Consider the following 26,643-nt stretch of genomic DNA (forward strand, 5'->3'; position numbering starts at 1 on the left):
CAAGAGGCACTTTTTTTTAGCTTAATAAATAAATTTCAGGAAGGATTTATGTACTTTTACAGGCTTTCAACTTTAAAAAATAAATTTACGTTTTGATTTCACAAAGTACAATTGATGCTGTTTTTGAAACTGCTCGAGTAGAGGAGGTTATTGGCGATTTTGTTAATTTAAAACGTGCCGGAAGTAATTTCAAAGGGTTGAGTCCATTCTCAGATGAGCGTTCTCCATCGTTCATGGTTTCGCCTGCAAAAGGAATCTGGAAAGATTTTAGTACGGGAAAAGGAGGGAATTCAGTTAAATTCCTAATGGAGCATTCGCAGTTTACGTATCCAGAAGCGATTCGTTATTTGGCTCGAAAATATAATATTGAGATTGAAGAAACGGAACAAACAGATGCTGAAAAAGCGATGACGGATGTTCGTGAAAGTATGTATTTGGTTTCAGAATTTGCAAAAGATTATTTTCATAAAACGCTTTTAAATTCGGAAGAAGGAAAAGCGATTGGGCTTTCTTATTTTAAAGAAAGAGGTTTTACGAATGAAACCATCAAGAAATTTAGTTTAGGATATTCTCCAGAGACTTGGGATGCTTTAACAAAAGAAGCATTAGGGAAAGGATATAAATTAGAGTTTTTAGAAAGTACAGGTTTAACCATTCCAAGAGAAGACCGTCCATTTGATCGATTTAAAGGACGTGTAATGTTCCCAATTGAAAGTATGTCGGGACGTGTTTTAGGTTTTGGAGGACGTATTTTAACCAATGACAAAAAAGCGGCAAAATACCTGAATTCACCAGAAAGTGATATTTACCATAAAAGTAAGGTTCTCTATGGTATTTTTCAGGCAAAACAATCGATAGCAAAACAAAATAATTGTTATTTGGTTGAAGGTTATACCGATGTGATTCAGTTTAATCAATCTGGAATTGAGAATGTTGTGGCGTCATCAGGAACTGCTTTGACTCCAGATCAAATCCGATTGATTAATCGTCTTACCCGAAATATTACCGTACTTTTTGATGGTGATGCGGCAGGACTTCGTGCAGCCATTCGAGGAATCGATTTGATTTTGGAAGAAGGCATGAATGTGAGGGTTTGTGCATTTCCAGATGGAGAAGATCCAGACAGTTTTGCAAGGAAAACGCCTCATGATGAATTGGTAGCTTATTTAGAAAACAATAGTAAAGATTTTATACAGTTTAAAGCTTCGATTTTGATGAACGAAGCTAAAAACGATCCAATTAAAAAAGCCGATTTGATTCGCGATATGGTTGCGAGTATTTCTAAAATACCAGATCGCATTCAGCGCGAAGTATATGTTCAGGAATGTGCCCGAATAATGGATATTTCAGAGCAGGTTTTGGTTAGTACATTGGCACAGTTGATTCAAAAGGATATTGCAGAAGCGAATAAAAAGCAAAAACAAGAGCAAAAACCTTTTGAAGTTCATAGAAACCAACCTCCACAAAATGCAGGCAGTTTTTCTGGAGGAGATCCAGAAGATCCAAGAACTGGCCCGCCGGAAGGTTATGATTATCCAGGAGATATGGGCTATCAAGAACCGTCTCAAAAAGTCGATATTTTATATGGTTTCGAAAGAAAAGTCATTGAATTATTATTGCTTTATGGAAGTGTGGAAGAAGATTTTGAAGATGTTTTCTTGAAAGCAGATGAAGAAGGAAATGTCAAAGAAGTATCCGAAAAACGAAAATATAGGGTTTTTGAAAAAATCTATTTGAGTTTGCAAGAAGACGAAATCGAACTTTCGAATCAGTTGTTCCAAGATATTTTCAAAAACTTGATCAATTTTTTCAATCAAAATGAAGTTTTCAGTTTAGACAAATATTTGATGCACTTGCAGCCAGAATTTGCTCAAGAAGTAACAAATATTTTAATGGAAGATGAAAAAGTGGTCATTCACGATTGGGAAGGACAAAATATTTTCCCAAAACATAAAAATGTGACTATTGAGCAAAATGTTTCAGATACTATATTTTCATTAAGATGGTTTTTGGTTTCAAAAATTATTCACGATTTGAAAAATTCCTTGATTACAGATCCACAAGATGATAATTCAGAAGTTTTGTCGATGGTTGTAGATTATTCTAAGTTGTTGAATAATTTTTCGAAGAAATTAGGAAGAGTAGTTGTTCCTTATCATTAAAAAATCAAAAAGCTCTATATTGACAAGCAATACAGAGCTTTTTTATTACTGATGATTGCCGAAGCAAATCAACATTAAATTAAATAATTTCTAAAGTCTTAGCTTTGTTTACTAAGTCAACTAAATTAGTAACATTTAATTTAGTCAATAATCTTAATTTGTAAGTACTGATCGTTTTTTCGTTCAGATTTAAGATTTTAGAAATTTCATTGTTTTTCTTACCGTCACTTAAGTAACGTAAAACTTCAATCTCGCGATTAGAAAGTTTTCTGTACAAACGTTCGCTCTTGCTTTGTTTAGCAATAAGGGCCATGTTTTTGCGAACTGTTTCGTTGATAATAATTTTTCCTTCGTGTACTTTAATAATAGAAAGACCTAATGTTTCAAGTTTTTCTGTTTTGTGTACATACCCCGAAACCCCCGCTTTAATTGCATTTGGAGCATACATTTGTTCAGCGAGGTCACTAAAAATTACAATTTTTGTTTTTGGGAAGTTTTTCAAGATAGATTTCACTTCAAAGATACTTGAAAGACCTTCTAACTCTAGATCTAGAATTAGGATGTCGATCTCCTTCGTTTGAAGAATATCTCTAACCATTGAAAAATTGCCTACGTTGGCAACAATTGAAATTTGATCGTGGTCTTTAAAATAAGACTTAACGCCAAAGTGCGTCACAGGATGATTGTCTGCTAGACATACTTTAATCATAATTTTTACCTTTTTAGAATTGTTATCATGTTTTTGGAACGGTAAAATTAATAAATAAATTCTGTAGTTTATAGCTGACAAATGTTAAAACTTTTATTTTAACGTTTTTGGTATTAAACAAACAGGAATTGCTTCCATTTTATGCTTGTTGCTGGTGTTTAATCGTTTATAAATTTCAAAGACAGTTTTTTCTCTTCCGCTAAAGTCAACCGCCGTCTTTCCTGACTCCGCCGTTAACATCGCCCATTCTAGTTCATCATAACTTGCGCCAAGTTGATCTTCATCGGTACGATTATCGCCAAATAATCCATCTGTTGGAGCTGCTGTTAAAATTGATTGCGGAATTTGCAAAAATTCTCCTAAAGCATAAACATCGGACTTCATTAAATCAGCAATCGGACTCAAATCGACACCTCCATCACCATATTTTGTGTAAAATCCAACACCAAAATCCTCAACTTTGTTTCCGGTTCCGGCAACTAAAAGACCGTGTATTCCAGCCAAATAATATAATGAGGTCATTCTGATGCGAGCACGTGTATTTGCTAAAGAAAGATTGACTTTCGCTTCGTCGTCAGTTTTTGGTACTGCGCTTTTAAAAGCTTCAAAAGTAGCGGTCAAATCAGTTTGTACGCTTGAAACGTTTGGAAAACGCTTTTTTAATTGTTCAATATGCTCTTTTGCTCTTGAAACTTGACTTTCGGCTTGATGAATTGGCATTTCAATACATAAAACCTGTAAACCTGTCTGAGCACACAAAGTAGAAGTCACCGCAGAGTCCACTCCGCCAGAAATTCCAATTACAAAACCATTTACTTTTGCGCTCTCAGCATAATTTTTTAGCCACTCTACAATGTGGATGTTCACTTTTTCTGTTTGAATTGTACTTTTTTTAGCCATAATAGTTCAAGTTTTAAGATACAGGGATGTATATTTGCACAAATATTTTTAAGTATGTATTTATTTAAATTTATGCAACACAAATCTAATTAAAATAAAATGAAATTATATCGCTTTGCAGTGCTTCTGTGTTTGTTTTTTTTGTCCTGTGAACAAAAAAGCAAAGTCGAAAAACAAGTTGAAGAAATTCCAGTTGATATTAAAGTTGAACGTTTTGATAAAGCATTTTTTGAAGCCAAGCCAGAAGATCTTGGGAAATTAAAAAAGCAATATCCATTTTTCTTTCCAGCAGGAAATGACGATGCTGTCTGGATCCAAAAAATGCAAGAGCCAATTTGGCGTGAAGTATATGCTGAGGTGCAAAAAAAATACTCCAATTTTGAGCCGGTACGTGAAGAGTTCAATTCACTTTTTCAGCACGTGAAATATTATTTTCCTAAAACTAAAACGCCAAAAGTAATTACGGTAATTGGAGAAATGGATTATAATACAAAAGCAATTTATGCCGACAGTTTAGTTATTGTGGCTTTGGAATTGTATTTAGGTAAAGAACATAAGTTTTATGAGTTTCCTGCTTATTTGAAACAAAATTTTGAAGAGAAACAAATCATGCCAGATGTGGTTTCTAGTTTTACATACAGAAATATTCCAGCTTTTCCAGATCGAAATTTGATTTCGCAAATGATTTTCGAAGGAAAGCAACTTTATGCAAAAGATTTGCTTTTGCCTGAATATACAGATGCCGATAAAATTGGATATACGCCAGAGGAAATAAAATGGTGCGAAGAAAATGAAGCCTACATGTGGCGCTATTTTTTAGAAAAAGAGATGCTGTACAGCGATGATCCAAAACTTACAACTCGATTTATTGCGCCAGCACCGTTTTCTAAATTTTATTTAGAAATCGATAATGAGTCGCCAGGAAGAGTAGGCGCGTGGATTGGATGGCAGATGGTGCGTTCGTACATGAAAAATAACAATGTATCTTTGCAGGAATTGCTAAAAGTAAATGCAAAAGAGATTTTTGAAAAGTCAAAATATAAACCTAAGAAATAATGTCAAATACAATAAACTCAGAAATTAAATTCAATATAGAATTAGACGAAAACCGTGTTCCAGAAAAATTATCATGGAGCGCACAAGATGGCGGGGTTCGCGATGAAGAGGCAAAAGCAATAATGTTGTCTATTTGGGACAGTAAAGCAAAAGAGACAATGCGTATCGACTTGTGGACAAAAGATATGCCGGTGGATGAAATGAAAATCTTTTTCCATCAGACTTTAGTGGCAATGGCTGATACTTTCAAACGTGCAACAGACGACGAAAAAATGTCGGATACAATGAAAGATTTCTGTGATTATTTTGCAGAAAAACTGGAATTAACGAAGTAATAAAATTCCAATATTAAAAAATCCAAATTCCAAGTATTACAATTGGAATTTGGATTTTTTTTATGGATTATTTTAAGCTTATTTGACTGATTTTTTATCAATGTCGTTTAAAATTTTCTTCAAAGCTTTTGTCATCAATTGGTTGGAGTTTTTGTAAAATGCAATATTGTCTATAAGTTTGTCTGATTTTTCGGTTTGCCACATTGGCTCTGAAGCTTCTTTTCTTGTGATTCCTACTACGTTTTGAGAATAGATTATTTGTTGCAGATTTAAATCATAAATTTCAACAATTACCGAAGCTTCATTTTTTCCTGTTTCACTGTCGCTCTGATATAATTCGATTGTAGAGAAGTCGCTTTTGTTCTTTTTTGTAGAAATATTGATGAAGAAGTCAAATCCTGTGCCTTCTTTCAGTTCTTTTAATTTTGTTTTGTTAGGATTCAAAGGGATTTTTCGAGGAACAAGCAATCCATTTACATCATGAATATATGATATGCGTTCTCCAAGGTTTTTTCTGAAGAATTTCATGGATTCATCTGTTAGATGATCTTTGGAATTTTTAGGCGCATCTATTTCGTTTAAAAGCCATTTTCCTGAAGTGAAATCGACTCCAGTTTGCTTAGGTGTTAAAAAAAGAAATGATGGTTTACTACAAGAAAAGAAAAGGATGCAAAGTAAAATTGTACTACAAATGAATTTGTTTTTTTTCATGAACGATAAGTTAATTCGTTCAAAAGTAGGAAAAGAAAACCCAATAAAAAAATCCCAAATTCCTCCCGAAGCCTCGGGATTAAATTGGAATTTAGGATTTTGTGTACTGTATTTTTAAAAGTTGGAATTTAAAATTGGTTGTTGTTTTTAAAAACTTCCTGATTCACTTCGTCGATGTAAGTCAAAAGCTCTTCTTTACCAATTGATTCTGTCGATGAGGTAACGAAATAATGAGGCATTTCGGCCCAATTGTTAGCATACATTTGTTTCTTATATGCTGCAATATGCGAGTCAACTTTTGTTCTGCTGATTTTGTCTGCTTTGGTGAAAATAATGCAAAACGGAATTTCGCTTTCGCCCATATACGACATGAATTCAATATCGATATTTTGAGCTTCGTGGCGAATGTCGATCAAGACAAAAGCACAAACAAGCTGTTCTCTGTTTTCAAAATAATCAGTGATAAATTGCTGAAAAACAGATTTGGTTTTTTTAGAAACTTTTGCATATCCATAACCTGGCAAATCGACCAAAAACCAATTATTATTGATTTTGAAGTGATTTATCAATTGTGTTTTTCCAGGTTTTCCTGATGTTTTTGCTAAATTTTTATGATTGGTAATCATATTGATCAAAGATGATTTACCAACATTTGATCGGCCAATAAAAGCGTATTCTGGCAAAAATTCAGCCGGGCATTTTGATGCGTCAGAATTGCTGACAATGAATTCGGCAGAAGTAATTTTCATGTTTTTTTGTTTTTAAACTTTCTTAAAAATGGAAAGTTAGATACTATAATTTCTGCTCAGTAAGCCATTTTTCAAGAATCTCGTTGAATTCATCAGGATGTTCCATCATAGCGGCGTGTCCACATTTGTCAATCCAATACAAAGTTGAATTTGGCAATAATTTATCAAATTCTTCGGCAACATTTGGAGGTGTTACAGAATCATTTTTACCCCAAATGATGCAGGTTTCTACGGTCATTTTTGGTAAATCTTTAGCCATATTATGACGAATTGCACTTTTGGCAATCGTTAAAGTCTTGATTAATTTGATTCGGTCATTAGCAGTTGCATATACTTCGTCGATAAGTTCCGGAGTAGCGATTGCGGGATCATAAAACACATCTTCAGCTTTCTTTTTGATGTATTCATAATCGCCTCTTCTTGGGTAGCTATCTCCCATTGCGCTTTCGTAAAGACCAGAACTTCCGGTAATTACAAGTCCTGCAACTTTTTCGGGATATAGTTTTGTGTGGTACAATGCGATATGTCCTCCCAATGAATTTCCTAGTAAAATAACTTTGTCAAAACCTTTAAAAGCAATAAAATCTTTTACGTATTTGGCAAAACTTTTCACATTTGTTTTTAAAATGCTTTGCGTGTAGATTGGCAAATCCGGGATTACCACTTTGTATCCTTTCGACGGAAAATATTGCGCTACACCATCAAAATTACTAAGGCCTCCCATTAATCCATGTAAAATTACGATAGGAGTTCCTTCTCCAGCTTCAAAATAGCTGTATTTGCCTTCTTTTTTGTAGTGTTTGTCCATTTAATCTAATGCCAATTTCAATTTGGACAAATATAGGGTTAAATAAATAAAAATGAATTTTTGCCGCCGTTTTTTAACTAGATAATTTATGTAGAATTTATAAGTGGTTAAAAATCAGCTTTTAGGGCGTTTTTTGATGAAAAAGCCAAATGTTAAGAAATCGATATAAAAATCATTTTTTTAAGAAAAATAGTGCTTAATTTTTTCGAATGATTAATGTTATTAAGAAAACGCTATTAATAAGTTAAACTATTGATTGTCTAGGGCTTAGTGAAGGTGGTAGAAAAGTGGTTAAACTTATTAACAAAGTGGTATATTGTGGTAAAATGTGGTAATATTTTTTATATTTTTGTCCTATAACATCTTAATTGATTTTTTTGAACACAATTGTTGGAACATATGAGTGTAAAGTCGATGCTAAAGGAAGGCTAATGATGCCTGCGCCTTTGAAAAAGCAATTGGCTTCATCGCTTCAAGACGGTTTCGTTTTGAAACGCTCCGTTTTTCAGCCGTGTTTAGAATTATATCCAATGGAAGAATGGAATTTGATGATGCAAAAAATCAACAAGCTTAATCGCTTTGTGAAAAAAAACAATGATTTCATTCGAAGATTTACTGCTGGAGTTAAAATGGTAGAGATTGATGCATTAGGAAGATTGCTGGTGCCGAAAGATCTGGTTGCTTTTTCAAGTATTTCTAAAGATGTTGTTTTTTCTTCTGCGGTTAATATTGTGGAAATTTGGGATAAAGATTTATACGAAAAATCAATAAGCGGCGAAGATATGGATTTTGCTGATTTAGCCGAGGAGGTAATGGGAAATATTAATGACGACGACAATGGAATATCATAATCCGGTTTTGCTTCATCCAACAGTTGATGGTTTAAACATTAAACCTGATGGTATATATGTAGATGTAACCTTTGGCGGAGGCGGACATTCAAAAGAAATTTTGAGACGTTTGGGGCCAAATGGAAAATTGTTTGCTTTTGATCAAGACGAAGATGCACTTGCAAATGCATTGCCAGATGAAAGGTTTACTTTAATTAATGAGAATTTTAGATTTATAAAAAGGTTCTTGCGATTTCATGGTGTTAGAGGTGTTGATGGAATCTTGGCAGATTTAGGAGTGTCATCACATCAGTTTGATGTTCCTGAAAGAGGTTTTTCAACAAGATTTGATGCCGAGCTTGATATGCGGATGAGTCAAAAAAATGATTTGAATGCTTATCGGGTGGTTAACGAATATGAAGAACAGGATTTACGTCGTGTTTTTTTTGATTATGGAGAGTTGAAAAACGCACCAGCTTTAGCCAGAACAATCGTTGAAGCGAGAAGAGATTACCCAATCAAAACGACTGATGAGTTGAAGGAAGCCTTGAAGAAATATTTGCCTGAAAAAGTTAGGAATAAAGTATTGGCTCAGATATATCAAGCAATCAGAATTGAGGTGAATCAAGAAATGGACGTTCTGAAAGAATTTATTGAGCAGTCATTAGAAATTTTGAATCCGGGTGGGAGACTTTCAGTAATCTCATATCATTCTTTAGAAGATAGATTGGTAAAAAGATTTATCAAAAACGGAATGTTTGAAGGAGAGCCAGAACGCGATTTTTATGGAAATTTTTCAGTTCCATTTAAAACTATCGGAAAATTGATTGTTCCAGATGATGCTGAAATCAAAATCAACAATAGAGCGAGAAGTGCAAAATTGAGAATTGCTGAAAAGATATAATATATAGGTAGAAATGAAAAGTGGAGTATTTGGCATATTAAAAGCAAGATTCTTGATCAATGACGACGCAATTAAAAACTGGCGTTTCATTGTCTTCATCATTTTGTTGGCCATTTTGATGATTGCAAATACACAGCGATACGAACAAAAGGTTTTTGAAATTGCAAAACTGAATAATGAAGTAAAAGAATTAAGATCGGAATTTGTAGATCGACGTTCAGAATTGATGAAATTAAAAATGGAATCGACGATATCGGATAAAATGCTTGAAAAACAGATTTTTCCATCAACGGTTCCTCCAATTAAAATAGAAGTTAAAAAAGAAGAAGAAAAAAGTTTCTTTAAAAGAATATGGCAGTAGACGATAAACATATATCCTACAGAATTTACCTCGTAGCAGTTTTCATCTTTTTGATGGCAATTGCTATTGTTGTTAAATTGACCAATATTCAATGGGTTCAAGGTGATCATTACAGACAATTAGCAAAACAGCGAACGGTCAGAAATTTTGTGATTCCGGCAAACAAAGGAAATATTTATTCGGCTGACGGAAGTTTATTGGCAACATCAATCCCGAATTACGAAATTCGTTTTGATGCAAAAGCGCCAAAAACAGAAACTTTTGAGAAATATGTAAAAGCACTTTCAGATTCATTAGCAACTGTTTTGGATCGACCTGCGGGTTATTATGAACAAGAGCTAAGAAGAGCCAGAGCAAATAAAAATCGTTATTATTTAGTTGCTAGAAAGCTCAGTTATACGGAATATGTAAAAATTAAAGGTTTTCCATTGTTCAATTTGGGCGCTTTTAAAGGCGGAATCATAATTGAACAGGAAACGGTTAGAAAACATCCGATTGGTAAAATTGCAGAGAGAACTATTGGTTACGACCGAATTGATCCTGCAACTGGAATTGAAGTTGGAAAAGGAATTGAATGGGCTTTTAAAAGCTATTTGAATGGAAAAGATGGCAGGATTTTAAAGCAAAAAATTGCAAAAGGGCAATGGAAGCCTATTCGAGATGTGAATGAAATAGATCCAGTTGATGGTTATGATGTGATTTCGACAATTGACGTATTTATTCAAGATATTGCACATCATGCTTTGCTGAAGCAACTTGAGGATTATGAAGCAGATCACGGTTGTGTGGTCGTAATGGAAACAGAAACAGGTTATGTGAAAGCGATTTCAAATTTAGGAAGAGGTGAAGATGGAACATATACTGAAACGACCAACTATGCTGTAGCAGAATCTCATGAACCTGGATCGACTTTCAAATTGGTTGATTTAATGGCAATTTTAGAAGATAAAGTAGCGGATACAAGTACTGTTTATGATAGCCACGGAGGTCAAGTTAGATATTATGGGCGTCCAGTAAATGATTCGCATCACGGTGGTTACGGAAAAGTTTCATTAGCGCGTGGATTTGAACTTTCGTCAAATACAGTAATGGTTCAGGCGGTTTATGATAATTACAAAAGTAATCCGTCAAAATTTGTAGATCATATTAGGAATTTTGGTTTAGACAAGCCTTTAGGATTGCATTTTAAAGGAGAAGGAAGGCCGATTATTCCTCATCCTGGAGACAAAAGTTGGTCTGGAATTTCACTTCCTTGGATGGCTTTTGGGTATTCAGTTGCCGTTACGCCAATGCAGACATTAGCATTTTACAATTCAGTTGCAAATAATGGTGTGATGGTAAGGCCACAATTTGTGTCTGAAATTAAGGAATGGAACAAAACAATTAAAAAGTTCGATACCGAAGTAATTAATCCAAAGGTTTGTTCGCAAGAAACGATTAAGAAATTAAAAGCTGTTTTATTGAATGTGGTAAAAAAAGGAACAGCTTCTAAGTTGTATTCGAAAGATTTTTCGATGGCAGGAAAAACGGGGACCGCTCAGATGAATTATGGTGGGAAAGAAGGAAAATCAGCATTGTATTATGCTTCATCTTTCGTAGGATATTTTCCAGCTGATCATCCAAAATATTCTTGTATTGTGGTGGTGCATAAGCCAAATACAGCCAAAAACAATTATTACGGAGCAGACGTTGCAGGGCCAGTTTTTAAAAGAATTGCTCAAAAGATTTTCACAGATGCGCCTTCGACAAATAAAATAAAACAGCTGGATTCTAGGATTCCAAAACAGGAAATCAGTTATGCAAAGTTTGATAAAGTATCAAATACGAAAACAAATGTGATTCCGAATTTAAAAGGAATGCCAGGAATGGATGCAATTGCTTTGCTTGAAAATTTAGGTTTGAAAGTAAAAGTAAATGGAATTGGAAAAGTGAAGAATCAATCGATTCAAGCGGGTCAAAATATTAGCAAGAACGCAACAATTGTATTAGAATTATCGTGAAAGTATTAAAAGACATATTATATAAAGTAGCTATTGAATCTGTAAAAGGTTCAACGGATATTGCTATTCAGAAAATCGAATTTGATTCGCGTAAAATAGAGGCAAATGATATTTTCGTGGCAATTCGTGGCTCGCTTTCAGATGGGCATGATTACATCGAAAAAGCAATTCAGCTTGGAGCAAAAGCAGTTATTTGCGATACATTTCCAGCAAATATAGCAAATGATGTAACTTATATTCAGGTAAAAGATACCAATACAGCGTTGGCTTTTATGGCTGCTAATTATTTTGAAGATCCATCAGCAAAACTAAAACTAGTTGGCGTTACGGGTACAAACGGCAAAACAACAATTGCTTCATTACTGTTTCAGTTATTCAAAAAAGCAGGTTTTAAAGTTGGTTTGCTTTCAACTGTAAAAATTATGGTTGATGAAACAGAATATCCTGCAACGCATACAACACCAGATTCAATTACGATCAATCATTATTTAAATGAAATGATCGAAGCAGGAGTGACGCATTGTTTTATGGAAGTGAGTTCGCACGGAATTCATCAAAAACGCACTGAAGCTTTGCATTTTGTGGGAGGAATTTTCACGAATCTTTCGCACGATCACTTAGATTATCATCCAACTTTTGCTGAATATAGAGATGTGAAAAAATCATTTTTTGATTCGCTTCCAAAATCAGCTTTTGTTTTATCAAATATTGATGATAAAAATGGGTCAGTAATGCTGCAAAATACCGTGGCTAAAAAGCTGACATATGCATTAAAATCTTACGCAGATTACAGAGCGCAGATTTTAGAAAGCCAATTATCAGGTTTGTTGTTGAAAATTAATGATAATGAAGTTTGGGTAAAGCTAATTGGTACTTTCAACGCATACAATGTTTTGGCAATTTATGGAACAGCTGTAGAATTAGGAATTGATAGTTTAGAAGCGTTACGATTACTGTCTGATTTAGAGAGTGTTTCGGGCCGTTTTCAGTATATTGTTTCAAATGAAAAGATAACAGCGGTAGTTGATTATGCACACACTCCGGATGCGCTTGAAAATGTCTTAAAAACGATAAACGACATTCGTACAAAAAATGAACAGTTAATCACTGTTGTTGGCTGTGGTGGCAACAGAGATAAAACAAAAAGGCCTATTATGGCGAAAAGTGTTTCTGAATTGAGCGATAAAGCAATTTTGACTTCTGATAATCCAAGAAACGAAGATCCTGAAGTGATTTTAGATGAAATGGAAGCAGGAGTTGAAGGGCAAAACTATAAAAAGATTCTAAGAATTACGGACAGAAAACAAGCAATAAAAACCGCTTGTCAATTGGCTCAGCCAAATGATATTATTCTTATTGCAGGAAAAGGGCACGAGACTTATCAAGAGATAAACGGTGTTCGCCATCATTTTGATGATATGGAAACTGTAAAAGAAATTTTAGAGCAACTAAACAAATAATAATAAATTTTTAAGTTCAAATACCACCAGAATAATTGGAATTTGGAGTTTCAAAATTGGAATTTAAAATAGAAAAATATGCTATACTACTTATTTGAATATTTTGACAAAACATTAGATATACCAGGAACGGGAGTTTTTCAGTATATCACTTTCAGATCGGCTTTGGCTTTAATGCTTTCGTTGCTTTTGTCTACGATTTACGGAAAAAGGATCATCAACTTTTTGCGTCGTCAGCAAGTAGGGGAAACGGTTCGTGAGCTTGGTCTTCAAGGGCAAAATGAAAAAGCTGGAACGCCAACAATGGGAGGTTTGATTATCATTTTTGCAACCCTTGTGCCTGTTTTGTTGTTTGCACGTTTGCATAATATTTATATCGTATTGCTTATTGTGACTACACTTTGGATGGGCGCAATTGGTTTTATTGATGATTATATTAAAATATTCAAAAAAGATAAAGAAGGTCTAAAAGGAATTTTCAAAGTTATTGGTCAAGTTGGTTTGGGAATAATTGTAGGTGCGGTTCTTTATTTTAGCCCGGCTGTTACAGTACGAACAGACACTGGAAGAACAGATGTTTTTAAAGCATCGCAAAACACAACCGTTGTTTTGCCTGCACCAGTTGAGGAAAAATCAACAGCAACGACAATTCCTTTTGTGAAAAATAATGAATTTGATTATGCTGAACTATTGGCTTGGACAGGGGAAGGATATGAAAAATGGGCTTGGTTGATTTTTATTCCGGTTGTAATTTTCATCATCACAGCGGTTTCTAACGGAGCAAATCTAACAGACGGAATTGATGGTCTTGCCGCCGGAACTTCCGCAATATCAGTGCTCGCACTCGGGATATTTACATTTGTTTCTGGAAATATTATTTTTTCTAATTATTTAAATATCATGTATATCCCAAATTCGGGAGAAATGACCGTATTTATATCGGCATTTGTTGGGGCTTTGATTGGGTTTCTTTGGTACAATTCTTATCCAGCATCTGTTTTTATGGGAGATACAGGAAGTTTGACAATTGGTGGAATTATTGCGGTTTTAGCAATTGCTGTTCGTAAAGAATTATTGATTCCATTATTGTGTGGAATCTTTTTAGTGGAGAATTTCTCAGTGGTTTTACAGGTGAGTTATTTCAAATTTACTAAAAAGAGATATGGCGAAGGACGAAGAATTTTCTTGATGTCGCCTCTTCATCATCATTATCAAAAGAAAGGATACCATGAAAGTAAAATTGTGACCAGATTCTGGGTTGTTGCCATCATGTTAGCTATTTTATCAATTGTTACTTTAAAATTAAGATAGATGAGGCTGGTTGTGCTTGGAGGAGGAGAAAGTGGTGTGGGGACCGCCATTCTCGGAAAGAAAAAAGGATACGAGGTTTTTGTATCGGATTTTGGAAAGATTAAAGAGAGTTACAAAGAAGTTCTTATCATTAATAAAATTGCTTGGGAAGAAGAACAGCATACAGAAGATTTAATTCTGAATGCTGATGTGGTGATGAAAAGCCCTGGAATTCCTGAGAAATCGCCAATAGTAAAAAAACTGATTGCGGCCGGAATAAAAGTAATTTCAGAAATTGAATTTGCAAAGCCTTATACAGAAGCGCTTACAGTTGGAATTACTGGGAGCAATGGTAAAACGACAACAACAATGTTGACTTACCATTTACTAAAATCGGCAGGATTGAATGTGGGATTGGGAGGAAATATTGGAAAAAGTTTTGCTTGGCAAGTTGCCGAAAATAAGTTTGATGCATACGTTCTTGAATTAAGCAGTTTTCAGCTTGATGGAATCATAGATTATAGACCAGATATTGCCATAATTACGAATATCAGTCCGGATCATCTCGATCGATATGAATATAAATATGAAAATTATATCAATTCGAAGTTCAGAATAACAATGAATCAGACTGAAAGTGATTATCTGATTTATGATGCTGATGATGAAGCAAGCACAGAATGGTTAAAAAATAATACAACAAAAGCGAAATTAATTCCTTTCTCATTGACTAAAAATCTTAAAGAAGGAGCTTCTATAAATAACAACAAAATGGAAATAAAGATCAACCAAGAAGAGTTTACAATGGATACAGAACACATTGCGTTAGAAGGAAAACATAATATGAAAAATGCAATGGCAGCAAGCTCTGTAGCAAAATTGATGCAAATTAGAAATGCAACAATTCGTGAAAGTCTATCTAATTTCCAAGGTGTTGAGCACCGTTTAGAAAAAGTATTAAAAATTCAGAATGTACAATATATCAACGATTCAAAAGCAACAAACGTTAACGCTACTTTCTTTGCTTTAGACAGCATGAATGTTCCAACTGTTTGGATCGTGGGCGGAGTTGACAAAGGAAATGATTACAACGAATTAATGTCTTTAGTTCGCGAAAAAGTTAAGGCAATCATCTGTTTAGGAATCGATAACAGAAAAATTATTGAAGCTTTTGGAAATGTTGTTGATATTATGGTGGAAGTGAATAATATGAATGATGCAGTGAAAACTGCCCAAAGATTAACAGAAAAAGGTGACGCTGTTTTATTGTCTCCTGCGTGTGCAAGTTTCGATTTGTTCGAAAACTACGAAGACAGAGGGAAGCAATTTAAACAAGCGGTACACAATTTATAATTTTAGATTTTAGAGTTCAGATTTTAGATTTTTCCAAACTTTGAATTCAAAATAATATAAGTTCTTTTTGATAATGACGACAGATGAAATGAAGTCGAGAACAAAAAAGTTCTCTTTGAGTGTAATTGGTTTAGCTGAAAAATTACCGGGCACATATATTGTGAAAGTAATTGCAAATCAAATTGTAAGAAGTGGTACGTCTGTTGGAGCAAATTATAGGGCAGTTTGCAGAGCAAGAAGTGATAAAGAATTTATTTCTAAAATGAATATAGTTTTTTAGAAGAAGCTGATGAAACTTTATTTTGGTTGGAAATTATAAAAGAAAAAGATTGGAGTGATAAATCAGAATTAGAAATGATTTTGAAAGAAGGAAATGAGTTAACAGCCATTTTCGTTAGTAGTTTAAAAACAGTAAATAAAAGAATCAATAAATAAAAAAACCGAAGGTTTTAGAAAACAATCTAAAATCTAAAATCAGAAATCTAAAATATGAAAGAGCTAGTAAACAAATTAAAAGGAGATAGGGTAATATGGTCATTCGTGGCTTTATTAGCGCTGTTTTCGTTTATGCCTGTTTTTAGTGCGAGTAGTAATTTAGCCTATATAGGTCACGGAACAGGAAATACACTGGGTTATTTGGTGAAACATTTAGCACATGTATGTATTGGTTTCTTGATTATTTACTGGGTACATAGAGTTCCGTATCATTATTTCAGAGCGATTTCAAAAATTGCTTTGCCAATAGTTTGGTTTTTATTGCTTTATACATTGCTGAAAGGGACTGTTATTGCCGGAGCAAATGCGAGCCGTTGGATTCAAGTGCCGTTTATCGGAATTACATTTCAGACTTCGACATTGGCTTCGATTGTTTTGTTCATATTTGTAGCGCGATATTTGTCAAAAACTAAAGAAGAAAACAAACCTTTTCAAGTGTCGTTTATTCAGCTTTGGATTCCGGTGTTTATTACATTGGCACTAATTCTGCCTGCTAACTTTTCGACCACAGCGTTGATTTTTGCAATGGTTTTAATGCTTACGTTCATTGGAAAATATCCATTAAAGCATATTGGGATTATCATAGGTTCAGGAGTGGCTATGTTGGCATTTTTCCTTTTAGTTGCAAAAGCTTTTCCTGATTCAAGATTTTTCAGCAGGGTTTCAACTTGGGAAAGTCGTATTATGAATTTTACAACTGATAAACCTGACGAAGATGATTATCAGATCGAAAAAGCAAAAATTGCAATAGCATCTGGAAGACTCGGCGGATTGGGGCCTGGTAAAAGTGTTCAGAAAAACTTCTTGCCACAATCTTCTTCCGATTTTATTTATGCCATTATTGTCGAAGAATATGGATTGGTTGGCGGCGTTGCAATAGTGATTTTATATTTATTGCTTTTGTTCCGATTTGTGATCGCATCGCACAAAGCCAATACATTGTTTGGAAAACTTGTCGTCGTTGGTCTAGGTTTCCCGATGATATTTCAGGCGATGATCAATATGGCGGTTGCAGTTGAATTGTTGCCGGTTACGGGGCAGACATTGCCACTGATAAGTTCAGGAGGAAGTTCGATTTGGATGACTTGTTTAGGACTTGGAATTATCATCAGCGTTACGAAAAAAGAAGAAGAGATAGCTGAAGAAAAAGAAGAGAAAGAACGACGAAAAGAAGCGCTTCAAAGATTAATTGATAAGGAATTAGCAGAAGAAGATTTGCCTGCTGATGAAGTATATGAAGAAGAGACTATGTATTCAATCGAAGACAATTCAAGAAATCCGATGAATGCAGTTTTGAATAGATAAGATTAAAATATAAAGATTTTTTAAAAAGGTGTAATTTTTAGAAAGATGACAAAGTATAAATTCATACTTAGCGGAGGAGGAACAGGAGGGCATATTTATCCTGCAATTGCGATTGCAAATGAGTTAAAATTACAATTCCCTGATGCCGAATTTCTATTTGTTGGTGCAAAAGACAAAATGGAAATGCAAAAAGTGCCTCAGGCAGGTTATGAGATTAAAGGTCTTTGGATCGCTGGATTACAGCGCAAATTGACTTTGCAAAATATGATGTTTCCGTTAAAATTGGCATCAAGTTTACTGGAATCAAGAAGAATAATTAAAAAGTTCAAGCCAAATGTTGTAATTGGAACTGGAGGATTTGCAAGTGGTCCATTATTACAAGCGGCAGGATCGGCAGGGATTCCAACTGTTATTCAGGAGCAGAATTCTTTTCCGGGGATAACAAATAAATTATTGAGTAAAAAAGCAAATTCGATTTGCGTTGCTTACGATAATTTGGAGCGTTTTTTTCCGGCAGATAAAATTGTTTTGACTGGAAATCCAGTGCGTCAGGATTTAATCGACATCAACAGTAAACGTGACGAGGCAATCGCTTTTTATGGTTTGGATCCAAATAAAAAAACACTATTGGTTTTGGGCGGAAGTTTAGGTGCCAGAAGAATCAATCAGTTAATTGAAAAAGAATTGCAAAATTTTCTTTCGCAAGACGTTCAGATAATCTGGCAATGCGGAAAATTATATTTTGAAGATTATAAAAAATACAATCAGCCAAATGTAAAAGTGGTTGATTTCATTGAAAGAATGGATTTTGTTTACGCCGCTGCTGATGTGATTATCTCAAGAGCTGGCGCGTCATCAGTTTCAGAATTATGTATTGTTGGAAAACCAGTAATATTTATTCCGTCACCAAATGTGGCTGAAGATCATCAAACGAAAAACGCACAAGCAATTGTAGACGCAAAAGGTGCAATTTTGTTGAAAGAATCAGAATTAGAAAGTCAGTTTAGTATTGTTTTTGAAGCTTTGCTAAAAGATGAAGGAAAACAAAAACAGTTGAGCGATAATATTAAAAAACTAGCAAAACCAAAAGCTACGCAGGATATTGTAGCCGAAATTGTGAAGCTTATTAAGCAATAAGCTATAGGCTGTAAGCTTTATGCTAGTTAAAAGAATATAAGAGAATCGAATAATACAGACAAAAGTCGGAAGCTTAAGGCTTAAGGCTTAAAGCAAAAAAAGAAATGAATTTAAATCAAATACAAAACGTTTATTTTATAGGTATCGGAGGCATCGGAATGAGTGCTCTGGCTCGTTATTTCAAATATATTGGGAAACAAGTTTCAGGTTACGACAAAACGCCATCAATGCTTACAAGTGAATTGATTGAAAGCGGAATTGACATTCATTTTGAGGATAATATTAATTTGATTCCGACTGATTATTTTGTAGAAAATACATTGGTGATTTTTACTCCAGCAGTGCCAAAATCACATTCAGAATGGAATTATTTTATCGAAAGAAATTACGAAATTAAAAAGCGTGCCGAGGTTTTAGGAATTATTACTAAAGACACTTTTAGTTTTGCAGTGGCTGGAACACACGGAAAAACTACTACATCAAGTATTTTAGGTCATATTTTATACGAAAGCGGTGCAGATGTTACAGCGTTTGTGGGTGGAATTGTAGAGAATTATAATTCTAATTTAATTGGAACCGGAAAAACAGTAACAGTTGTTGAGGCAGATGAATTCGATAGATCATTTTTGCATTTACATCCAAATATTGCCTGTGTAACATCTATGGATGCAGATCATTTGGATATTTATGGAACAAGCGATGCAATTCAAGACTCTTTCAGAGAGTTTGCTTCAAAAGTAGAAGATAAAAGCAATCTGTTTATCACTAAAGAATTGCCCTTAGAAGGCGTTCAATGCGCGATAAATGAAGATGCAGTATATAAGGCGTATAATGTCCGAATTGAAGATGGAAGCTATGTTTTTGATGTTCAAACTCCATCAGAAATAATAAAAGATCTTCATTTTGGATTGCCAGGCAAACATAATTTAATGAATGGATTAATGGCTATTGCGATGGCTAAAACTTTTGGCACCCCGACCGAGTCCATTGCAAAAGCCATTGCTTCATTCAGAGGAATCAGAAGACGTTTTTCTTATCAGATTAAATCAGATAAGTTGGTTTATATAGATGATTATGCGCATCATCCAACAGAAATTAATGCTGTTCATCAAGCAGTTAGAGAGTTGTATCCAGGACGAAAAGTTTTGGCAATTTTCCAGCCGCACTTGTTCAGCCGTACAAAAGATTTCGTGGATGGATTTGCAGAAAGCTTGTCTCAGTTTGACGAAGTGTTTTTAATGGATATTTATCCTGCAAGGGAACTTCCAATGGAAGGAGTGACTTCAGAATGGCTTTTGGGCAAAATGACAAATTCGAACAAAAAAATTGTCGCAAAAGAAGATTTATTGGCAGAAATCAAAGCAAATGATGCACCAATAATTGTGACAATAGGAGCAGGTGATATTGGAGAAATGGTACCATCAATTAAACAGATGCTAAATGAAAATATTTAATTGGGCAAATATTAGATTAGTACTTATTTTCGGACTAGTTCTTTTTCTGTATTCCTTCGCGCAACATCGAAACGGAGATAGAAAATTGAAAAAATCTGTGGTTGTTTTTGTAGGAGAAAATGCGCTTTTTGTAAAGGCTGAAACGGTTAATAAATTGTTGATAGAAAATAAAAGAGACGCTTCCAGTATTAGAAAAGATGAAGTAGATTTGAATAAGATAGAAAAAACCCTTGATGCGCAAGACATGATTGAGAAGTCAGATGTTTTTGTAAGTATCGATGGTGTTCTAAAAGCGGTAGTAAAACAGAAGACACCAATAGCAAGAATTCTTGATGGTGATCGATCTTTTTATATTGACTATGAGGGAGGTAAAATGCCCTTGTCAGACAATTTTACGGCGCGAGTTCCTCTTGTTTCAGGGGCAATAAATGAAAAAAATAACGAAGATTTAGCTGCTTTATTTCGCACAATTTATGACGATGCGTTTTTGAAAAAAAACATCATTGCAATACAAATTATGCCTAATGGCAGCCTAAAAATGTTTAATCGAAACTATGATTACTTCATAGATTTTGGCAGAACGATGAATGTTGATAAGAAATTTAGAAACTATAAAGCGTTTTTTCAAAAAGCAGTTTTAGATAGTTCGTTATACAAATACAATAAAATTGACCTTAGGTTTACGGAACAAGTAGTTTGCACAAAATAATAGAAAATGGAAAAAGATAACATTGCAGTAGGTCTAGATATTGGAACGACAAAGATAGTTGCCATGATAGGCAAGAAGAACGAGTATGGCAAATTGGAAATTTTGGGTATTGGAAAATCCAAAAGTTTGGGAGTTGCGAGAGGGGTGGTAAATAATATCACGCAAACTATTCAATCAATCCAGCAAGCGATACTTGAGGCAGAAAACAATTCAGGTTATAAAATAAAAGATGTTGTTGTGGGTATTGCTGGGCAACACATCAGAAGTATTCAGCATACAGATTACATCAGCCGTAATAATCCGGAAGAAGTAATTGGTGAAAAAGATATTCAGCTTTTAATTGATCAGGTAAATAAATTGGCAATGTTGCCAGGTGAAGAAATTATTCACGTTTTACCACAAGAATTTAAAATCGACGGGCAATCTGAAATTAAAGAGCCAATCGGAATGTACGGCGGAAGATTGGAATCTAGTTTTCACGTTGTAGTAGGGCAGGCTTCTTCAATTAGAAACGTTGGAAGGTGTATTCAGAGTTCTGGAATTGAACTTTCAGGATTGACTTTGGAACCATTGGCTTCAGCAGATGCAGTTTTGAGTCAGGAAGAAAAAGAAGCCGGTGTTGCATTAATTGACATCGGAGGTGGAACTACCGATTTGGCCATTTTTAAAGATGGAATTATTCGCCATACTGCTGTTATTCCTTTTGGAGGAAATGTAATTACAGATGATATTAAAGAAGGCTGTTCGATTATCGAAAAACAAGCAGAGCTTTTAAAAATAAAATTCGGATCGGCTTGGCCAGGAGAAAATAAAGACAACGAAATTGTTTCTATCCCAGGTTTAAGAGGAAGAGAGCCCAAAGAGATTTCGCTTAAAAACTTATCAAAAATCATCCATGCACGTGTGGTGGAAATTATTGAGCAGGTTTTTGCAGAAATCAAAGCTTACGGACACGAAGATCCACGCAAAAAATTAATTGCTGGAATCGTTCTTACGGGTGGTGGAGCGCAATTGAAACATATAAAACAATTAGTTGAATATATTACTGGAATGGATACCAGAATTGGATATCCTAATGAGCATTTGGCAGGAAACTCTAGTGAAGAAATTTCAAGCCCATTGTTTGCAACAGCGGTAGGTTTAGTAATGAACAGCATCGAAAACAGTACACAAAGTGCTGTTCGAATGGAAATTGTAAATGAACAGCCAAAAGTAGTTTACAGAAACGCTCCAGTGCAGCAACAACAACCTATTCAGCAACGATACGAAGTTGAAGAAAACTACGTTGAAAGAGTAGAAACTATTGAAGAACCAAGAGAAACAAGAACAAATAAAGTAGAAGCAGAATCTACAGAAACCAAAATTAGGAGATCATTTTTTGACAGATACGTCGATAAAATCAAAGATTTTTTAGACAACGCTGAATAAATATAAGCCGAATAGAGAAAAGAGAAAAGGATTACTTTTTGCCCCAAGTCAAGAAGTAAAAAATGTACTAAATAAGAATTAAAAACCAAAAAGATGATGAGCAACTCAGAATTTGGAAGCATTTCATTTGATTTACCAAAAAACCAATCAAATGTAATCAAAGTAATAGGTGTAGGTGGAGGAGGTAGCAATGCTATCAACCATATGTTTAAGCAAGGTATTAAAGGCGTTGATTTCATCGTTTGTAATACAGATTCGCAAGCGCTTCAAAATAGTTCGGTGCCTAACAAAATTCAGTTGGGTATGAATTTGACAGAAGGTCTTGGAGCAGGAGCAAATCCTGATGTAGGACAGCAGTCTGCTATTGAAAGTATTGCTGATATTGAAAAAATGTTGGATCGCAATACTAAGATGGTATTTATTACCGCTGGTATGGGTGGTGGTACAGGTACAGGTGCCGCTCCAGTTATCGCACAATTAGCAAAAGAAAGAGAAATCTTAACAGTGGGTATCGTGACGATTCCGTTTCAATTTGAAGGGAAAGTTCGTCAAGAGCAAGCACTTTTAGGAATCGAAAAATTACGTAAACAAGTTGACTCTTTGATCGTAATTAACAATAATAAATTAAGAGAAGTTTACGGAAATCTAGGTTTCAAAGCTGGATTTTCAAAAGCTGATGAAGTTTTGGCAACTGCCTCAAGAGGTATTGCTGAAGTAATTACGCATCACTATACTCAAAATATCGATTTGCGTGATGCAAAAACAGTTTTGGCAAACAGCGGAACTGCGATTATGGGATCTGCAGTGTCAGAAGGTGAAAACAGAGCAAAAGATGCAATTGTATCAGCGTTGGATTCTCCATTATTGAATGACAATAAAATTACAGGAGCCAAAAACGTATTGTTGCTTATCGTTTCTGGATCTAATGAAATAACGCTTGATGAGATTGGAGAAATCAATGATCACATTCAGGCAGAGGCTGGTTACAATGCAAATATTATCATGGGAGTTGGTGAAGACGAAGCTCTTGGTGAGGCTATTGCTGTAACTATTATTGCGACTGGTTTTGATGTTGAACAACAAAATGAAATCGTTAATACTGAGCCAAAGAAAATTATTCACACATTAGAAGACGAACAAAGAAGTGTTCACAATCTAACAAACAAACCGCTTGCATCTTTTGATTTGAATGCAGAAACGCCTATTGCAAAATCTGAAGATAAAGTTGTTTTTGATTTAATGGAAGATACGGTTGCTCCCGTAGTTCAAACTCCAGTTGCTCCAGTAACACCGCCAACAATCAATCAAGAAGAATTGGTAGTGATGTCTGAGTTTATCAAGAATCTTGATGTAACTTTTGAAATCGTTTCTCCAATTACAGATATCGATTTTAAAATTTCTACTCCAGAAGTGCCAGCTTACCAAGAAGTAAAACCAGTACAGCAAAGAACTTTTGAAAAAGAAGAACAAACGACTTTTTCATTTGATTTGCCACTTTTTAGAAGTGAGCCTGAAGTTAAAAGAGAGCCGGTTGCAGAACAAGAAAATAAAATCGTTTTTGAGTTAACAAACGAAACTCGTAATATTAAAGTAAACGACCCAGTTTCATTTGTTCCGGTAACTGAACTTTCTGATAATGGTATCATCAAATATTCGTTAGAAGAATATATGGAAGTTGAAAATGAATTGACAGCTTCAAAACCAGTTGAAAAAGTGGTTGAAGATGTAGTTCCTGAGGAATTAAACATTACGTTGAAACCAAGAGTTGATTTTGCAAGTCAGCCTGATTTTACAACAACTGCTGAAGTTTCTCCGATGGAATTGACAATTGAAGAAACATTACGTTTGCGTGCTGAAGAAAGAAGAAAGAAATTGAAAGAATTTAACTATAAATTCCATAATAATGTTTCTAGAATTGATGAGTTGGAAAAAGAGCCAGCTTATAAAAGATTAGGAATTGATTTGTCAAATTCTCAATCGAACAACACCAATTCTAGAATTTCTGTTGGAACAGACAGCAACAACGATTTGCAATTGCGTTCAAATAATTCATTTTTGCACGACAACGTAGATTAGTTTTCAAAATCTTAATATAAGGATAGCCCGAAAATTGGATTTAATTTTCGGGTTATTTTTTTTATCTTCGCACAGAATTTAGAAATTTGACTTCCTAAATAGGTTTTTAAAGTGAATCTTATTGTCAGTTCGAGCGAAGTCGAGAACAAATTCCAAATTAATATATCAATTAATAGGCATTGGCTTATTTTAAATAAAACATAAACATGAGTTTACAAGCACAAATCATGGACGAGATCAAAACGGCCATGAAAGCAAAAGATACAGTAGCTTTAGAGGCTTTAAGAGCTGTTAAATCAGAATTATTGTTAGCTTCAACAGCATCAGGATCTAAAGAAGAATTGTCAGAAGATGATGAAATTAAATTGCTTCAAAGATTGGTAAAAACACGTAAAGAAAGTGCAAGAATCTTTACAGAACAAAACCGTCCAGACTTAGCTGAACCAGAATTGGCTCAAGTAGTGGTAATCGAGAAGTTTTTACCAGCTCAATTAAGTGAAGAAGAAGTAGAAGCTGTAATCGCAAAAATTATCGCTGAAACAGGAGCTTCAGGAATTGCTTCAATGGGTAAAGTAATGGGATTAGCATCTGCTCAATTAGGCGGAACTGCTGAAGGAAAAACCATTTCTACAATTGTAAAGAAATTACTTTCGTAAATATAATTTTAGACTGTAGATTTTAGATTCCAATTAGTAATCTAAAATCTACAGTCTGAAATCATAAATAAACTGACCGCGTAGTTCAACTGGATAGAATATCAGATTTCGGCTCTGAGGGTTGGGGGTTCGAACCCCTCCGCGGTCACTAAACACTCCTCCGGGGTCACAAAAAAAGAAAAAGCCTGAGAATCTAAATTCTCAGGCTTTTTTAAATTTTATTTTACTTATAAAAAACTAGTATTGCTGTTAGCAGAAGTTTTTTATTTCCATAATTCCCACCATTTTTTCTTACTATCCGTTAATATTGGCTTTGTTGGAATTTTTTCTGGCTCAGTTTTAGTTTTTTCTATTTTTTTATCTATACTAAAATCAATTTGTAGAAATTGTTCAATATGCTTCCAGCCTATTTCTAAAATATTACCACTATTGTCTAAAATTCTACTTTTAAATAGGAAATCAATTCCATCGTCATTCAAACCATTTGATAAATAGAAGGCTAATATTTTTTGATTTCTTTCTTTATATAATTTTTCGATATCTTGTTTGTCATATTTTATTAATGATAATGCAATAACCGCTTTAACTTCGTCATTTTTTAGTGAATTATTAATTTCTTCTTCTGTAAATGAATTGTTGATTTTGTCTGTATTAGCAAATTCTGATTTAATATATTTTTCAGTCCAATCTTCTTTAATTGAAGATAAAGCAATGCTAAAATAAGGTTCTAATTCATCTTGTTGGTTTTTAGAAATGAGTTCTTCAAAAAAATGTTTCAAGCTTTCACCTTTATGAAATGGAATTCTTTTTAATGCAGCAAAACGAATATGTGAATTTCTTTCACTCAAAATACAGTATTTAAGAAATTCTAAATAAGATTTATTTTTAGTTTCTCCTAAATGCATTACCAATTTAATTTTGCTTTCTATGTTTTGGATTTGATTGAAATATGAAATTAGTTTATCATTTGAAACTTCAAGTTTAAATTTTTGAACTAAATCTAAGTTTGCGGGTTCTAATTTGTCAATATATTCTTCTCCTATTTTTGGATTACTTTTCATTCTTTCAAGCATTGTACTTGCATACTTGTTGTTTGTGTCTAATAAGTAACTTTTCTTAACACAAGAAAGGCCAATTGGATATAATTGTTCTTGATTAGCATTAATAGAAATATGACATAGTGAATCTCCAACACCATACCAAAGCATACTATTTTTTGGTTCAGCTTCTAATCCTTGAATAAATAAATTTGAAGCCATCATGTAGTTTCTTTCGCTGTAAAACACTAGTCCTGATTGTTCGTAATGATTCATTCGTTCTTGTTTTAAAATTTCTGCCAACGCTCTTGCGCTACATCAGCCGTAAATTGTGGGTTGATTGTCTGATTAATGTCAAGTTTTTTATTATACAATTGTCCAATATCTATCAGGACAATTTTATGAGTAAAGCTAAAAAATTACTACTCAGTTTTCTTCTTAGAATTCTTGATCAGTACAAAAATCGAAAACAAAAAGACAACAATATAAATAATCGCCAAAGCTGGCTTCTCAAATTTTAATGTTTGAAAATCGAATTGTTTAAACAATACTACACCTAAAATGATTGCGATAATCGAAAAAGTGAATCGTAATGCACTTTTATTTTCCATATTTATGTTTGATTATGATTAGTAATTCTTTTCTGGTTATAAAGCTAATATAATGAAATATTTTAATTCCGATTTCATATTTTAGCAAAGTAGAGGACAATTAATCA

The 26,643-nt window shown here is 34.1% G+C and carries 25 protein-coding genes and 1 tRNA gene; 20 read left to right on the forward strand and 6 right to left on the reverse strand.

Going from position 1 to position 26,643, the window contains the following annotated elements; genetic code table 11:
- Positions 1-92 precede the first annotated feature (92 nt).
- Positions 93-2,162 (forward strand): DNA primase, encoded by a 2,070-nt coding sequence (dnaG, locus tag EYY60_RS11035; protein WP_132989399.1) that lies wholly within the window; start codon positions 93-95, stop codon positions 2,160-2,162.
- Positions 2,163-2,241: 79 nt separating this feature from the next.
- On the opposite strand, the gene EYY60_RS11040 is transcribed toward dnaG, so the two are convergent.
- On the reverse strand, positions 2,242-2,871 hold the full coding sequence (locus EYY60_RS11040; protein WP_026730588.1) for a response regulator transcription factor: 630 nt from the start codon (positions 2,869-2,871) through the stop codon (positions 2,242-2,244).
- A gap of 93 nt (positions 2,872-2,964) precedes the next feature.
- Positions 2,965-3,771, reverse strand: coding sequence for an NAD(+) synthase (gene nadE, locus EYY60_RS11045; RefSeq protein ID WP_132989400.1), 807 nt, complete (start codon positions 3,769-3,771; stop codon positions 2,965-2,967).
- Between the two features lie 99 nt (positions 3,772-3,870).
- Between nadE and gldB the strand changes: the two genes are divergently transcribed.
- Complete coding sequence (gene gldB / locus EYY60_RS11050; protein ID WP_132989401.1) at positions 3,871-4,827, forward strand: gliding motility lipoprotein GldB; 957 nt, start codon at positions 3,871-3,873, stop codon at positions 4,825-4,827.
- Positions 4,827-5,162 carry a gliding motility protein GldC gene (gldC, locus tag EYY60_RS11055; RefSeq protein WP_162847875.1) on the forward strand — a complete coding sequence of 112 codons (336 nt, stop codon included), beginning with the start codon at positions 4,827-4,829 and terminating at the stop codon, positions 5,160-5,162. The genes gldB and gldC overlap by 1 nt, the downstream gene beginning before the upstream one ends.
- A 78-nt stretch (positions 5,163-5,240) precedes the next feature.
- Here the strand turns inward: gldC and EYY60_RS11060 are convergent, their stop codons facing one another.
- The 3 genes from EYY60_RS11060 to EYY60_RS11070 form a co-directional block, all read right to left on the reverse strand.
- A complete protein-coding gene (locus EYY60_RS11060; RefSeq protein WP_132989402.1) occupies positions 5,241-5,873 on the reverse strand; it encodes a hypothetical protein in 633 nt (210 codons plus the stop codon).
- A 128-nt stretch (positions 5,874-6,001) separates the two neighbouring features.
- Positions 6,002-6,622 (reverse strand): ribosome biogenesis GTP-binding protein YihA/YsxC, encoded by a 621-nt coding sequence (gene yihA, locus EYY60_RS11065; protein WP_132989403.1) that lies wholly within the window; start codon positions 6,620-6,622, stop codon positions 6,002-6,004.
- A 43-nt stretch (positions 6,623-6,665) separates the two neighbouring features.
- Complete coding sequence (locus EYY60_RS11070; protein WP_132989404.1) at positions 6,666-7,430, reverse strand: alpha/beta fold hydrolase; 765 nt, start codon at positions 7,428-7,430, stop codon at positions 6,666-6,668.
- A gap of 377 nt (positions 7,431-7,807) precedes the next feature.
- Here EYY60_RS11070 and EYY60_RS11075 point away from each other — a divergent pair, with 377 nt between their 5' ends.
- The 17 genes from EYY60_RS11075 to EYY60_RS11150 all read left to right on the forward strand — a co-directional run bounded on the left by EYY60_RS11075 (position 7,808) and on the right by EYY60_RS11150 (position 25,036).
- The gene (locus EYY60_RS11075; protein WP_026730580.1) at positions 7,808-8,281 is read left to right on the forward strand and encodes a division/cell wall cluster transcriptional repressor MraZ; all 474 of its coding nucleotides are present in this window, start codon (positions 7,808-7,810) and stop codon (positions 8,279-8,281) included.
- Positions 8,256-9,164 carry a 16S rRNA (cytosine(1402)-N(4))-methyltransferase RsmH gene (gene rsmH, locus EYY60_RS11080; protein ID WP_208749470.1) on the forward strand — a complete coding sequence of 303 codons (909 nt, stop codon included), beginning with the start codon at positions 8,256-8,258 and terminating at the stop codon, positions 9,162-9,164. Before EYY60_RS11075 ends, rsmH begins: the two co-directional genes overlap by 26 nt.
- A gap of 13 nt (positions 9,165-9,177) precedes the next feature.
- Positions 9,178-9,525, forward strand: coding sequence for an FtsL-like putative cell division protein (locus tag EYY60_RS11085; RefSeq protein WP_035651754.1), 348 nt, complete (start codon positions 9,178-9,180; stop codon positions 9,523-9,525).
- Positions 9,516-11,525, forward strand: a complete 2,010-nt coding sequence (locus tag EYY60_RS11090) for a penicillin-binding protein (RefSeq protein WP_132989406.1) — start codon at positions 9,516-9,518, stop codon at positions 11,523-11,525. Before EYY60_RS11085 ends, EYY60_RS11090 begins: the two co-directional genes overlap by 10 nt.
- Entirely contained in the window at positions 11,522-12,985 is a 1,464-nt protein-coding gene (locus EYY60_RS11095) for a UDP-N-acetylmuramoyl-L-alanyl-D-glutamate--2,6-diaminopimelate ligase (protein WP_132989407.1), read from the forward strand. Before EYY60_RS11090 ends, EYY60_RS11095 begins: the two co-directional genes overlap by 4 nt.
- A gap of 78 nt (positions 12,986-13,063) precedes the next feature.
- The gene (gene mraY / locus EYY60_RS11100; RefSeq protein WP_132989408.1) at positions 13,064-14,296 is read left to right on the forward strand and encodes a phospho-N-acetylmuramoyl-pentapeptide-transferase; all 1,233 of its coding nucleotides are present in this window, start codon (positions 13,064-13,066) and stop codon (positions 14,294-14,296) included.
- Positions 14,297-15,628, forward strand: coding sequence for a UDP-N-acetylmuramoyl-L-alanine--D-glutamate ligase (gene murD, locus EYY60_RS11105; protein WP_132989409.1), 1,332 nt, complete (start codon positions 14,297-14,299; stop codon positions 15,626-15,628).
- Positions 15,629-15,716: 88 nt separating this feature from the next.
- Positions 15,717-15,908, forward strand: coding sequence for a four helix bundle protein (locus tag EYY60_RS22505; RefSeq protein WP_262711207.1), 192 nt, complete (start codon positions 15,717-15,719; stop codon positions 15,906-15,908).
- Positions 15,909-15,934: 26 nt separating this feature from the next.
- Positions 15,935-16,063, forward strand: coding sequence for a hypothetical protein (locus tag EYY60_RS22510; protein ID WP_262711208.1), 129 nt, complete (start codon positions 15,935-15,937; stop codon positions 16,061-16,063).
- Positions 16,064-16,117: 54 nt separating this feature from the next.
- Entirely contained in the window at positions 16,118-17,428 is a 1,311-nt protein-coding gene (locus EYY60_RS11115; protein ID WP_132989410.1) for an FtsW/RodA/SpoVE family cell cycle protein, read from the forward strand.
- A gap of 45 nt (positions 17,429-17,473) precedes the next feature.
- The gene (gene murG / locus EYY60_RS11120) at positions 17,474-18,565 is read left to right on the forward strand and encodes an undecaprenyldiphospho-muramoylpentapeptide beta-N-acetylglucosaminyltransferase (protein ID WP_132989411.1); all 1,092 of its coding nucleotides are present in this window, start codon (positions 17,474-17,476) and stop codon (positions 18,563-18,565) included.
- Between the two features lie 104 nt (positions 18,566-18,669).
- On the forward strand, positions 18,670-20,019 hold the full coding sequence (gene murC / locus EYY60_RS11125; protein ID WP_132989412.1) for a UDP-N-acetylmuramate--L-alanine ligase: 1,350 nt from the start codon (positions 18,670-18,672) through the stop codon (positions 20,017-20,019).
- On the forward strand, positions 20,006-20,728 hold the full coding sequence (locus EYY60_RS11130) for a cell division protein FtsQ/DivIB (RefSeq protein WP_132989413.1): 723 nt from the start codon (positions 20,006-20,008) through the stop codon (positions 20,726-20,728). The genes murC and EYY60_RS11130 overlap by 14 nt, the downstream gene beginning before the upstream one ends.
- A gap of 6 nt (positions 20,729-20,734) precedes the next feature.
- Positions 20,735-22,156, forward strand: a complete 1,422-nt coding sequence (ftsA, locus tag EYY60_RS11135) for a cell division protein FtsA (RefSeq protein WP_132989414.1) — start codon at positions 20,735-20,737, stop codon at positions 22,154-22,156.
- Between the two features lie 93 nt (positions 22,157-22,249).
- Complete coding sequence (ftsZ, locus tag EYY60_RS11140; protein ID WP_132989415.1) at positions 22,250-24,232, forward strand: cell division protein FtsZ; 1,983 nt, start codon at positions 22,250-22,252, stop codon at positions 24,230-24,232.
- A gap of 206 nt (positions 24,233-24,438) precedes the next feature.
- A complete protein-coding gene (locus tag EYY60_RS11145) occupies positions 24,439-24,888 on the forward strand; it encodes a GatB/YqeY domain-containing protein (protein WP_132989416.1) in 450 nt (149 codons plus the stop codon).
- Positions 24,889-24,962: 74 nt separating this feature from the next.
- Positions 24,963-25,036 (forward strand) — tRNA-Arg (locus EYY60_RS11150).
- Positions 25,037-25,151: 115 nt separating this feature from the next.
- Here the strand turns inward: EYY60_RS11150 and EYY60_RS11155 are convergent.
- Entirely contained in the window at positions 25,152-26,228 is a 1,077-nt protein-coding gene (locus tag EYY60_RS11155; protein ID WP_132989417.1) for a hypothetical protein, read from the reverse strand.
- Between the last annotated feature and the right edge of the window lie 415 nt (positions 26,229-26,643).

Source organism: Flavobacterium zhairuonense, assembly GCF_004352915.1.
GTDB classification, from domain to species: Bacteria; Bacteroidota; Bacteroidia; order Flavobacteriales; family Flavobacteriaceae; genus Flavobacterium; species Flavobacterium zhairuonense.